The sequence below is a fragment of the Pseudomonas sp. Marseille-Q8238 genome, assembly GCF_965111915.1.
Genome location: NZ_CBCOPI010000001.1, coordinates 2,470,261 through 2,482,869 on the forward strand (window position 1 = coordinate 2,470,261; position 12,609 = coordinate 2,482,869).

The window sequence follows — 12,609 nt, forward strand, 5'->3', positions numbered from 1 at the left end:
GCGGACAGGACCACGTCCTGCCCGCCCGACACGTCAGGCTACGGCACCTTCGAGGAAGTCCTGGGCGAAGCGCTGCAGCACGCCGCCCGCTTCGTAGATCAACACTTCTTCGTCGCTGTCCAGGCGACAGGTCATCGGCACTTCGAGACGCTCGCCACTGCGACGGTTGATGACCAGGGTCAGGTCTGCGCGGGGCTTGCGTTCACCGATCACGTCATAGGTCTCGGTGCCATCCAGGCCCAGAGTCAGGCGCGTGGTGCCCGCTTTGAACTCAAGCGGCAATACGCCCATGCCGATCAGGTTGGTGCGATGGATACGCTCGAAACCTTCGGCGGCAATCACCTCCACTCCCGCCAGGCGTACACCCTTGGCCGCCCAGTCACGCGACGAACCCTGGCCGTAATCAGCGCCAGCAACGATGATCAGGTTCTGCTTGCGCTCCATATAGGTTTCGATGGCTTCCCACATGCGCAGGACCTTGCCTTCCGGCTCGACACGGGCCAGCGAGCCTTTCTTCACCTGGCCGTCGACCACCGCCATTTCGTTGACCAATTGCGGGTTGGCGAAGGTGGCGCGTTGCGCGGTCAGGTGATCACCACGGTGGGTGGCATAGGAGTTGAAGTCCTCTTCCGGCAAGCCCATTTTGTGCAGGTATTCGCCCGCGGCCGAATCCAGCAGGATGGCGTTGGATGGCGACAGATGGTCGGTGGTGATGTTGTCCGGCAGGATCGCCAGCGGACGCATGCCCGTGAGCGTACGCTCGCCGGCCAGCGCGCCCTCCCAGTATGGCGGGCGGCGGATGTAGGTTGACTGCGGGCGCCAGTCGTACAGCGGGCTTTCCGCTTCCTGCACGCTGCCCAGGTCGAACATCGGGATGTAGATCTGGCGGAACTGCTCAGGCTTCACTGAAGCTGCGACGATGGCGTCGATTTCTTCGTCGCTCGGCCACAGGTCTTTCAGGGTAACCGGGTTGCCCTGCTGGTCATGACCGAGCACGTCCTGCTCGATATCGAAGCGCACGGTCCCTGCGATGGCGTAGGCCACCACCAGCGGCGGCGAGGCCAGGAAGGCCTGCTTGGCGTAAGGGTGGATGCGCCCGTCGAAGTTGCGATTGCCGGACAGCACCGCCGTGGCGTACAGGTCGCGGTCGATGATTTCCTGCTGGATTACCGGGTCAAGCGCGCCGGACATGCCGTTACAGGTGGTGCAGGCGTAGGCGACGATGCCGAAGCCGAGCTGCTCCAGTTCGGCCAGCAGGCCTGCGTCTTCCAGGTACAGCTTGGCAACCTTCGAGCCTGGTGCGAAGGACGTCTTGACCCAGGGCTTGCGCAACAGGCCCAGCGCATTGGCTTTCTTCGCCAGCAGGCCGGCAGCCACCACGTTGCGTGGGTTCGAGGTGTTGGTACAGCTGGTGATGGCGGCGATGATCACTGCGCCATCAGGCATCAGGCCTTCAGCTTCTTCGACCTTGCCGGAGGCAAGTTTCCCCTCGTCGGCGATACCACGCTCGTGCAGTGCCGAGGTCGGCAGGCGACGATGCGGGTTGGATGGGCCGGCCATGTTGCGCACGACGCTGGACAGATCGAACGTCAGCACGCGCTCGTACTCGGCGCCCACCAACGCATCACTCCACAGGCCAGTGGTCTTGGCGTAATTCTCGACCAGGGCCACCTGCTCCGGCTCGCGACCGGTGAGCTTGAGGTAGTCGATGGTCTGCTGGTCGATATAGAACATCGCCGCCGTGGCCCCGTATTCCGGGCACATGTTGGAGATGGTCGCGCGGTCGCCGATGGTCAGGCTATCGGCGCCCTCGCCAAAGAACTCGACCCAGGCGCCTACCACGCGCTCGGTGCGCAAAAATTCAGTCAAGGCCAGGACGATATCGGTGGCTGTGATCCCCGGTTGGCGCTTGCCGGTGAGTTCAACGCCAACGATATCGGGCAAACGCATCATCGAGGCGCGGCCGAGCATCACGGTTTCCGCCTCCAGGCCGCCCACGCCGACGGCGATAACGCCCAGGGCATCGACGTGTGGCGTGTGGCTGTCGGTGCCCACGCAGGTATCCGGGAAGGCCACGCCACCGCGCGCCTGGATCACCGGGCTCATTTTCTCCAGGTTGATCTGGTGCATGATGCCGTTGCCGGCCGGGATTACATCGACGTTTTTAAAGGCCGTCTTGGTCCACTCGATAAAGTGGAAGCGGTCTTCGTTGCGGCGCTCTTCCACGGCGCGGTTCTTCTCGAAGGCATCCGGGTCGAAACCAGCGTATTCAACGGCCAGCGAGTGGTCGACGATCAGTTGGGTCGGCACTACCGGATTGACCTTGGACGGATCACCGCCCTGTTCGGCAATGGCATCGCGCAGCCCGGCCAGGTCGACCAGCGCGGTCTGGCCGAGGATGTCGTGGCAGACCACGCGGGCCGGGTACCAGGGGAAGTCGAGGTCGCGCTTGCGCTCGATCAGTTGCTTGAGCGAATCGGTCAGCGCGGCTGGATCGCAACGGCGCACCAACTGTTCGGCCAGCACCCGGCTGGTGTACGGCAGCTTGGCGTAAGCGCCGGGCTCGATGGCATCGATTGCTTCGCGCGTATCGAAGTAGTCCAGGACTGTACCCGGCAGGCTTTTACGGTATTGGCTGTTCATCGTGCTGCTCATGATTAGGGTCGATCCTTGAGCGGCACGAACTTCAGGTCTTCAGGACCTGTGTAGTTGGCGCTCGGGCGGATGATCTTGCCGTCGATGCGTTGCTCGATCACGTGGCTGGACCAGCCGGACGTGCGGGCGATGACGAACAGCGGAGTGAACATGGCAGTGGGCACGCCCATCATGTGGTAGCTGACGGCACTGAACCAGTCGAGGTTGGGGAACATCTTCTTGATGTCCCACATGATGGTTTCCAGACGCTCGGCAATGTCGTACATCTTGGTGTTCGACTGCTCATTGGACAGCTCGCGCGCCACGTCCTTGATCACCTTGTTGCGCGGATCGGCCACGGTGTACACCGGGTGGCCGAAGCCAATCACCACTTCCTTCTTCTCGACACGAGCACGGATGTCAGCCTCGGCTTCGTCCGGGTTGTCGTAGCGTTTCTGGATCTCGAAGGCCACCTCGTTGGCACCGCCATGCTTCGGCCCGCGCAGTGCGCCGATGGCGCCAGCGATGCAGGAATACATGTCGGAGCCGGTGCCGGCGATCACCCGCGAGGTGAAGGTCGAGGCGTTAAACTCGTGCTCGGCATACAGGTTCAGCGAGGTGTGCATGGCACGCACCCACGACGCGCGCGGCTTCTCGCCGTGCAGCAGGTGCAGGAAGTGTCCACCGATGGAGTCGTCGTCGGTCTCCACGTCGATGCGCTTGCCGTTGTGACTGAAGTGGTACCAGTACAGCAGCGCGGAACCCAGGGAGGCCATCAGCTTGTCGGCGATGTCGCGGGCGCCAGGATGATTGTGGTCGTCCTTCTCCGGCGACACGCAGCCCAGTACGGACACGGCGGTGCGCATCACATCCATCGGGTGGGCGGACGGTGGCAGTTGTTCCAGGGACGTCTTGAGTGCGGCCGGAATGCCGCGCAGGGCCTTGAGTTTGGCCTTGTAACCGGCCAGTTCGGCGACGTTGGGGAGCTTGCCGTGCACCAGCAGGTGGGCGATTTCTTCGAATTCGCAGCGGTTGGCGAAGTCGAGCACGTCATAGCCACGGTAGTGCAGATCGTTGCCGGTGCGGCCCACGGTGCACAGGGCGGTGTTGCCCGCGGCGGTGCCGCTCAAGGCGACAGATTTCTTCGGCTTGAAGCCGGCGGCGATGGTTTCGGTCGAGCTCATGGTCATCTCCTCAATTTTTTATTCTGGTCACTGGGCGCGTAGGGTGGGCTTCAGCCCACCATTAACGATTTGGTGGGCTGAAGCCCACCCTACCTTGCCACTCTGCCTGGCTATTTCTTGGCGGCGAACAGCGCGTCGAGCTTCTGCTCGAAGGCGTGGTAGCCGATGCGGTCGTACAGCTCGGTACGCGTCTGCATCAGCTCGATGACGTCTTTCTGATGACCCTGCTGGCGGATCGCGGTGTACACCGTCTCGGCTGCTTTGTTGGCGGCCCGGAATGCCGACAACGGGTAGAGCTGGATGGCCACGCCCACCGAGGCCAGTTCGTCGCGGCTGAACAGCGGTGTGGCACCAAACTCGGTGATATTGGCCAACACCGGCACATTCAGGGCATCGACGAAGCGCTTGTAGGTTGGCAGGTCATAGGCGGCCTCGGCAAAGATGCCGTCGGCACCCGCCTCGACATAGCGCTGGCAGCGTTCAATAGCAGCGTCCACGCCCTCGGCCTGGATGGCGTCGGTACGGGCGATCAGGAAGAAGTTCGGGTCGGTCTTCGCGTCGGCTGCCGCCTTCACGCGATCGGCCATTTCTTCAGTAGACACAATTTCCTTGCCCGGACGATGACCGCAGCGTTTGGCACCGACCTGATCCTCGATGTGCGCGGCTGCCGCACCGGCCTTGATCAGGTTCTTGATGGTGCGCTCGATATTGAAGGCACTGGGGCCGAAGCCCGTGTCGATATCGACCAGCAGTGGCAGGTCGCAGACATCGGTGATGCGGCGCACGTCGGTCAGCACGTCGTCCAGGGTGTTGATACCCAGGTCGGGCAACCCCAGCGAGCCGGCGGCCACGCCGCCGCCAGACAAGTAGATGGCCTTGAAGCCTGCACGCTTGGCCAGCAGGGCATGGTTGGCGTTGATGGCACCAATCACCTGCAGCGGATGTTCCTCTGCAATGGCATCACGGAAACGCTGGCCGGGGGAAAGCTGACTCATGACTCACCTCGTGGTTTGGCTGTCTTGGCTTGTACGCCCTGCCCGCTGCTTGCGGAGAAGTGGCGTTCGATATTGCGTTTGGAAGCTGCGATATGCCGACGCATCAGCAACTCGGCCATTTCGCCATCGCGCTCGGCAATGGCATCGAGAATCCGATGGTGTTCGGTGAAGGCTTGGCGGGGCCTGTTCGGGGTGGCGGAAAACTGCAGGCGATACATACGTACTAGTTGATACAGCTCGCCACAGAGCATTTTGCTCAAGGTCTGGTTGCCGCTGCCCTGAATGATCCGGTAATGGAAATCGAAGTCGCCCTCCTGCTGGTAGTAGCCAACGCCGGCCTGAAAAGCCGCATCGCGCTCATGCAGGTCGAGCACGCGACGCAGTTCGTCAATCTCGCCCTGGGTCATGCGCTCGGCCGCCAGCCGGCATGCCATTCCTTCGAGGGACTCGCGAATTTCGTATAGCTCGATCAGCTCGGTATGGCTCAACGAGACAACGCGGGCCCCCACATGTGGAATCCGCACCAACAGGCGCTGCCCCTCCAGACGGTGAATCGCCTCACGCAGAGGACCACGGCTGATGCCGTAGGTACGGGCCAGTTCCGGCTCGGAAATCTTGCTGCCCGGGGCGATCTCGCCTTGCACGATGGCTGCCTGGATGCGCCGGAAGACGTTCTCGGAGAGGGTTTCCGAGTCGGCCTGAACAAAACCGGGAGACTCAAACATTATTGTCGACACCAGTGGCGATATTCAGGCGAATCTACCCCTTAAATCGATAACAGGTCAAATGACAAAGATAGATTGTCGACAATCCCGGGTGACCCTCAACGCCCCTCGGTGTACTCCATGAGCAACATGGCGGCGTACAACCGCCTGTTATGTCTGAAAAAGCCCATGCTAGAATGCGACCCGCCTGCGTCGGCGAAGCCCGCAAGGCTGCACTTGCCGCAACTGCACCAGCAGATAACGGCCCATGGACATGATCACCGTCAGGATTTATGAGACTCGAGCCCTTCGCCCTTTTCCTCAGTTGCGCCGTGTTCTCGGGCCTGAACATGGCCGCCGAAAAGACTGTTTATGGTCTTAATGAATACGTCAGCCTGGCCGATCTGGATCTTGAGGTCGCCTCCAAGCTCGATACCGGTGCCAAAACCGCCTCCCTGAGTGCCCGCGATATCAAGCGCTTCAAGCGCGATGGGGAAACCTGGGTGCGCTTTTACCTGGCCATCGACGACGCCCACGAACACCCTATCGAGCGCCCCCTGGCGCGAATCAGCAAGATCAAGCGCCGTGCCGGTGACTATGATGCTGACGAAGGCAAGACCTACACTGCACGCCCAGTCATCGAGCTGAGCGTGTGCATGGGCAAGGTTCACCGCACCATCGAAGTGAACCTGACCGACCGCAGTGCCTTCCAATACCCGTTGCTGATCGGATCCGAAGCGCTCAAACGTCTTGATGCCCAGGTTGACCCAAGCCTCAAATACTCTGCCGGCAAGCCTGCCTGCAGTCTCGCTACCACTGCTGCCGAGTAAAGCTCATGCGCTCCCTGACCCTGCATCTGAAAGTCCTCATCACCCTGCTGGTGACGGTGGGCGTTCTGGTTACGGCCTATCAGATCTTCATTCTTGGCATCCCGGTGACCGAAGACGAGACCGATGATCTGTGGAATATCGACGCCAAAGTCGAGTTCCAGGCCAATCCGCGCGATCCGGTCAAGTTGCAGATGTTCGTGCCGCCGCTGAATCAGGACTACGTCAGCCTCAACGAAAGCTTCATCTCCAACAACTATGGGGTGAGCATCAACCGCGTCGACGGCAACCGCAAGGTAACGTGGTCCGCCCGACGCGCCAACGGCAACCAGACGCTCTATTACCGGCTGGTGCTGACCAAACGCTACAGCGGCGAGCAGCCCAAGCCCAAAGGCCCGATCTACCGTGACAGCATCGCTGTCGACGGTCCCGAAAAGATCGCCGCCGAAGCTTTGCTTGCCCCGATCCGCCAGCACTCTGCAGACGTCGAGACGTTCATCAGCGAGACCATCAAACGGGTCAACAACCCGAACGATGACAACGTCAAGCTGCTCATGGGCGGTGACACCTCCGCTCAGAACAAAGCCAAGATCATCGAACTGCTGCTGTCGATTGCCCACGTGCCAATGGAGCGCGTACATACCATCCGTCTGGCTGCAGACATCCAGCAGTCGCCCGAGCTGTGGCTGCGCAGCTTCAATGGCCAGAAGTGGCTGTATTTCAGCCCGGACACTGGCCAGCAAGGCCTGCCTGTCGACCGCCTGATGTGGTGGACTGGCGATGAGCCGCTGGTAACGCTGGATGGCGGCAAGAAGGCCCAGGTCAGCTTCACCTTGAACAACAGCGAGATGAACGCCATCCGCCTGGCCAAGCTGACCGACGAGAATACCGACGTCGACTTCCTGGAATACTCGCTCTACGGCCTGCCGCTGCAAACCCAGCAGACCTACCAGATCATGATCATGATCCCTATCGGCGTGCTGGTGATCCTGATCCTGCGCAACCTGGGAGGCCTGCAGACACTGGGTACCTTCACCCCGGTTCTGATCGCCCTCGCCTTCCGTGAGACCCAGCTCGGCTTCGGCATCGTGCTGTTTACCATCATCACGGCGCTTGGCTTGTCATTACGCTCCTACCTCGAACACCTGAAGTTGCAGATGCTGCCGCGACTATCCGTGGTGCTGACTTTCGTGGTGGTGCTGATTGCCGTGATCAGCCTGCTCAGCCACAAGCTGGGCCTTGAACGCGGCCTGTCGGTAGCCCTGTTCCCGATGGTGATTCTGACCATGACCATTGAGCGCCTGTCGATCACCTGGGAAGAGCGTGGCGGTGGCCATGCCTTCAAGGTAGCGGTGGGTACTCTGTTCGCTGCCACGCTCGCGCACCTGCTGATGACCGTGCCGCAGCTGACCTACTTCATCTTCACCTTCCCGGCCGTGCTGCTGATCATGGTGGGTTTCATGCTGGCAATGGGTCGTTATCGCGGCTATCGCCTGACCGAACTGTTCCGCTTCAAAGCCTTCCTGAAGGACTGAGCCATGATCGGTCTCTGGAAAACGTGGAAGGCCCTGGAAGCCAAAGGCATCATGGGCATCAATCGGCGTAACGCGGACTACGTGCTGAAGTACAACAAACGGCACCTGTACCCGATCGTCGATGACAAGATCATCACCAAGCAACGCGCCATCGAGGCCGGCATTGACGTGCCGGAAATGTATGGCGTGATCGAGACCGAGAAAGGGATCGACAAGCTGCGCGAGATCATCGGTGAGCGCCCGGACTTCGTGGTCAAGCCGGCACAAGGTGCTGGCGGTGACGGCATCCTGGTGATCGCCGATCGCTTCGAAGACAAATACAAGACCGTCTCCGGCAAGATCATCAGCCACGAGGAGATCGAGCACCAGATCTCCAGCATCCTGACCGGTCTCTACTCCCTGGGTGGGCACCGTGATCGCGCGCTGATCGAATACCGCGTCACCCCGGATCAGATTTTCAAAAGCATCAGCTACGAAGGCGTGCCGGATATCCGCATCATTGTGCTGATGGGCTACCCGGTAATGGCCATGCTGCGCCTGCCGACCCGCCAGTCGGGCGGCAAGGCCAACCTGCACCAGGGCGCCATCGGCGTCGGTGTGGACCTGGCCACCGGCGTGACCCTGCGCGGCACCTGGCTGAACAACAAGATCAGCAAGCACCCGGACACCACCAATGCGGTCGATGGCGTGCAACTGCCCAACTGGGATGGCTTCATGAAGCTCGCGGCCGGCTGCTATGAACTATGTGGCCTGGGCTACATCGGCGTGGACATGGTGCTGGACCAGGATAAAGGGCCATTGATCCTTGAACTTAACGCCCGCCCTGGCCTGAACATCCAGATCGCCAACGACTGCGGCCTGACGCACCGGGCCCATGCTGTCGAGGCACGCATTGCCGAACTGGCTGCCAAGGGCGTCAGCGAAACCCCGGAAGAGCGCATGCGCTTCTCCCAGCAGTTGTTCGGTCACGTCAGCCCCAAAGAGGTCTGATGCACTGCACTGGAAGCCCGGACCTGCGCCGGGCTTTTCCTTGGGACAGACGTATTGCCCCGGTCTACAATCGCGCTTTACCGCCCGCCGACTCAGCCGAATGACAACCTGCCGCGTATTCACTCTGCCCTACCAGGCCGATCCGGCTGACTATTTCGCGCGCGTGCGCCATGCCCCCGGGGCGGTACTCCTTGATGCCGGCAGGCCGCAGGCGGAGCGTGGGCGCTATGACCTGCTCAGTGCCTGGCCGGTAGAGAGCTATAGTCCAGAGCCCGACGAAACGGGCGAGCAATTCTTCCAGCGTCTGCGCAATGGCTTGGCACAACTGGGTCATGCCGATGCGCCACCTGCTATCGAACTGCCTTTTACCGGCGGGCTGATTGGTTACCTCGCCTATGATTTCGGCCGCCGCCTCGAACGGCTGCCAGCCTGTGCGGCGGATGACCTGCACCTACCGGATGCCAGGCTCGGCCTGTATGCCTGGGCATTGATCAGCGACCACCAGCAGCACACGTCTCAACTCGTCTGCCACCCAATCCTGCCGGGCACCGAACAGCAACGCCTGCTCGACCTGTTCAGCGCCAGTCAAGCCAATGAGCCTGCGCCTTTTCACCTGCTGCACCCCTTCCGATCGGCTGTCGATCAGGACCAGTATCGCCAGGCCATTGAGCGTATCCAGGCCTATATCCAGGCCGGTGACTGCTATCAGGTGAACTTCGCACAACGCTTCCAGGCGGCCTGCGCAGGCGAGCCGTGGACTGCCTACTTGGCACTGCGCAAAGCTTGCCCTACCCCGTTCTCCGGCTTTCAGGCGCTGCCCGAGGGTGGCGCGATACTCAGTCTTTCCCCCGAGCGTTACGTGCAGGTCAGCCAACGGCAGGTCGAGACACGGCCGATCAAAGGCACCCGCCCCCGCGGGATCAACGTAGAGGAGGATGCCCGGCAGGCGCAGCAGTTGCTGGCCAGCAGCAAAGACCGCGCCGAGAACCTGATGATCGTTGATCTGCTGCGCAATGATCTTGGTCGTAGTTGCCGGATCGGCTCCGTGCGGGTGCCGGAGTTGTTTGCCCTGGAAAGCTATCCCAACGTGCATCACCTGGTCAGCGCGGTAACCGGAGAGCTGGAAACGGGTAAGGATGCGCTGGACTTGATTGCCGGCAGCTTTCCCGGTGGCTCGATCACCGGCGCACCAAAGATTCGGGCCATGCAGATCATCGACGAACTGGAGCCAACCCGGCGCAGCCTGTACTGCGGTTCCCTGCTGTACCTGGATGTACGTGGCGAACTGGACAGCTCCATCGCCATTCGCAGCTTGTTGGTCAAGGATGGACAGATCAGTTGCTGGGGCGGCGGCGGAATTGTTGCTGACTCGGATTGGCTGGCCGAGTACCAGGAGTCGATCACCAAGGTCCGGCTTCTCTTGCAGACCCTGGAAGCGCTCTGACGCAGCCACAAAAAAGCCCGCCGAAGCGGGCTTTTTTCTGCAGATACCTTAGAGACTCAGCTCACGGTCCGACGCCTTGATGAACTCGCGCTTGAGGTCTTCATAGGTGTGGACCGCCGGGAACTGCGGGAACTCGCGAATGACATTGTCCGGTGCATGGAACAGGATGCCGGCATGGGCCTCGCTGAGCATGGTGGTGTCGTTGTACGAGTCGCCTGCTGCAATCACACGGTAGTAGAGGCTCTTGAACGCCAGGACGGACTGGCGCTTGGGATCTTTCTGGCGCAGCTGGTAGCTGACGACGCGGTCGGTCTCATCGGTAATCAGCTTGTGGCACAGCAGCGTCGGGAAGCCCAGTTGGCGCATCAGCGGCTGGGAGAACTCGTAGAACGTGTCCGAAAGAATGACCACCTGGAAACGCTCGCGCAGCCAGTCGACGAACTCCACGGCGCCGTCCAGCGGCTTCAGGGTGGCAATCACCTCCTGAATGTCGGCCAGCTTCAGGCCGTGCTCATCCAGGATGCGCAGGCGTTGCTTCATCAGCACGTCGTAGTCAGGAATATCGCGGGTCGTTGCCTTGAGGGCGTCGATACCGGTTTTTTCGGCGAAAGCGATCCAGATTTCCGGAACCAGAACGCCTTCGAGGTCGAGGCAGGCAATTTCCACGGAGGTCTCCAAAGCGATAAATTGAGGGCCGGCACTCTAGCAGCCGGGCACGGCAAAGGCTACCGCCTGCGGTTGCCTGGATGGTCCCGGGCTTCATGCACTGCTACCATCCACGGCCTTGCTCACCCGCTCAATTCAGATAATCAGGAGCCCAGCGATGACCCTCGATCTTGACCGCATTAACGCCGAACTCGGCCAGGATGCCGAAAAACTGGTGCAGTGGGCTCTGGGACTGGGCAAAACCGCCATCTGCACGACCAACTTTCGCCCCTTCGAAGCGGTAATCCTGCACATGGTCACCCAGGTCAAACCCGACACCCGGGTTATCTGGATGGACAGCGGCTACAACACCGAAGCGACCTACCGGTTTGCCGATGAGGTCACCAAACAATTGCAGCTGAACCTGGACATCTATCTACCCAGACGTTCCAGTGCGCACCGCACGGCTGTCGATGGCCCGGTACCGGCGCTCGACGACCCGCGCCACGAGGCGTTCACCGAAGAGGTGAAACTTGAGCCCTTCGCTCGCGCACTGCGCGAAGCAGCTCCCGAGGTCTGGTTTACCGCGCTACGCGCTACCGACACAGCGGTACGCGCCCAAATGCAGCCTGTCAGCATCAACCCGGATGGACTGATCAAGGTCGCCCCGCTGCTGCACTGGAGCTCGAAGGACCTGTATCAGTACCTGACTGCACATAACCTGCCAAACAACTTCGACTACTTCGACCCGACCAAGGGCGAAGAAAACCGTGAATGCGGTCTGCACTTGAGTCATTAAGGCAATCTTGCTTGGCCGCCAGGGACGGCAGCCAGAAAAATACCCCTGAGATACTCGCAAGTGGCCGAGATCATCCCTGCCTCGGTGGTAACCCGCCGTCTGCCCACCATGGAGCCCGCCTAATCATGAAAATAATGATCATCGGTGCCAGCAAAGGACTGGGGCGCGCTCTGGCCGAGGGCACGTGCAGTCCGGGCGATACCCTGATCGGCGTATCACGCACTCGCCCTGGCGATCTGCTATTGCCCGCAGATGTCGATCTTCAGTGGATCGAAGCAGACATGAGTGATCCCACCAATGCTGCACAACGCATTGCGGAACAGGCCCCAGCCGAGTTGGACGTACTGATCTGTAATCTGGGTATCTGGGAAGAAAAGGCATTTAGCGACGACTATGCCTTCCTGGACGATACGGATGACGTCATTACCACCATGGTGAACACCAATATCACCGCTACCTTGCTGTTGCTCAAGCGCCTGGTTCCAAGACTGCTGCATGCGCATAAGCCCCAGCTGATTCTGACCGGCTCCACCTCGGCGCTACGCCAGAGCGGTCGCCCGGAAGTGACCTTCGGCGCCTCCAAGTTCGCCCTCAATGGCATGGCAGATGCTTTGCGTGAAGGTTTCAGGGAGAGTCGTCTTGCGGTGACGACCTTGCAATTGGGCTATTTGAATACCGAGGACGCGCTGTCTGTACCGCAAGAAGTCGCCGCCGCGAATGGCAATGGCCAACTGATCCCCGTGCACGATGTGGTGGCTGTCGTGCGCACGCTTTTGCACCTGTCCAGCGCGTCTTTTGTCCGGGAGCTGGTCATGCCTGCGATACAGGACGAGCGGTTTTAGTAACCGCCCA

The 12,609-nt window shown here is 60.9% G+C and carries 11 protein-coding genes; 6 read left to right on the plus strand and 5 right to left on the minus strand.

Translation table 11 applies throughout. The features are described from left to right. Positions 1–33: 33 nt before the first annotated feature. The 4 genes from acnD to ACWPW0_RS11450 all read right to left on the minus strand — a co-directional run bounded on the left by acnD (position 34) and on the right by ACWPW0_RS11450 (position 5,538). Complete coding sequence (gene acnD / locus ACWPW0_RS11435; protein ID WP_454256728.1) at positions 34–2,643, minus strand: Fe/S-dependent 2-methylisocitrate dehydratase AcnD; 2,610 nt, start codon at positions 2,641–2,643, stop codon at positions 34–36. Positions 2,644–2,657: 14 nt separating this feature from the next. Further along, positions 2,658–3,818 carry a bifunctional 2-methylcitrate synthase/citrate synthase gene (gene prpC, locus ACWPW0_RS11440; RefSeq protein ID WP_447591688.1) on the minus strand — a complete coding sequence of 387 codons (1,161 nt, stop codon included), beginning with the start codon at positions 3,816–3,818 and terminating at the stop codon, positions 2,658–2,660. A 110-nt stretch (positions 3,819–3,928) separates the two neighbouring features. Then, positions 3,929–4,813, minus strand: a complete 885-nt coding sequence (prpB, locus tag ACWPW0_RS11445; RefSeq protein WP_447591686.1) for a methylisocitrate lyase — start codon at positions 4,811–4,813, stop codon at positions 3,929–3,931. After that, positions 4,810–5,538, minus strand: coding sequence for a GntR family transcriptional regulator (locus tag ACWPW0_RS11450; RefSeq protein ID WP_454255385.1), 729 nt, complete (start codon positions 5,536–5,538; stop codon positions 4,810–4,812). The genes prpB and ACWPW0_RS11450 overlap by 4 nt, the downstream gene beginning before the upstream one ends. A gap of 272 nt (positions 5,539–5,810) precedes the next feature. On the opposite strand from ACWPW0_RS11450, the gene rloA reads away from it, so the two are divergent. The 4 genes from rloA to pabB all read left to right on the plus strand — a co-directional run bounded on the left by rloA (position 5,811) and on the right by pabB (position 10,313). After that, a complete protein-coding gene (gene rloA / locus ACWPW0_RS11455; RefSeq protein WP_447591683.1) occupies positions 5,811–6,347 on the plus strand; it encodes a retropepsin-like aspartic peptidase RloA in 537 nt (178 codons plus the stop codon). Positions 6,348–6,352: 5 nt separating this feature from the next. Next, a complete protein-coding gene (gene rloB / locus ACWPW0_RS11460) occupies positions 6,353–7,879 on the plus strand; it encodes an osmotic stress tolerance membrane protein RloB (protein WP_447591681.1) in 1,527 nt (508 codons plus the stop codon). Positions 7,880–7,885: 6 nt separating this feature from the next. Next, complete coding sequence (locus ACWPW0_RS11465; protein ID WP_454256729.1) at positions 7,886–8,869, plus strand: alpha-L-glutamate ligase-like protein; 984 nt, start codon at positions 7,886–7,888, stop codon at positions 8,867–8,869. 100 nt (positions 8,870–8,969) lie between these two features. Continuing rightward, positions 8,970–10,313: an aminodeoxychorismate synthase component I gene (gene pabB, locus ACWPW0_RS11470; protein ID WP_454255386.1), complete on the plus strand. Its 1,344-nt coding sequence runs from the start codon at positions 8,970–8,972 to the stop codon at positions 10,311–10,313. 48 nt (positions 10,314–10,361) lie between these two features. On the opposite strand, the gene thrH is transcribed toward pabB, so the two are convergent. Next, positions 10,362–10,979, minus strand: a complete 618-nt coding sequence (gene thrH, locus ACWPW0_RS11475) for a bifunctional phosphoserine phosphatase/homoserine phosphotransferase ThrH (RefSeq protein WP_447591675.1) — start codon at positions 10,977–10,979, stop codon at positions 10,362–10,364. A gap of 157 nt (positions 10,980–11,136) precedes the next feature. On the opposite strand from thrH, the gene ACWPW0_RS11480 reads away from it, so the two are divergent. Then, positions 11,137–11,757 (plus strand): phosphoadenosine phosphosulfate reductase domain-containing protein, encoded by a 621-nt coding sequence (locus tag ACWPW0_RS11480; protein WP_447591673.1) that lies wholly within the window; start codon positions 11,137–11,139, stop codon positions 11,755–11,757. A 125-nt stretch (positions 11,758–11,882) separates the two neighbouring features. Further along, positions 11,883–12,599: an SDR family NAD(P)-dependent oxidoreductase gene (locus ACWPW0_RS11485; RefSeq protein ID WP_447591671.1), complete on the plus strand. Its 717-nt coding sequence runs from the start codon at positions 11,883–11,885 to the stop codon at positions 12,597–12,599. The last annotated feature ends 10 nt before the right edge of the window (positions 12,600–12,609 follow it).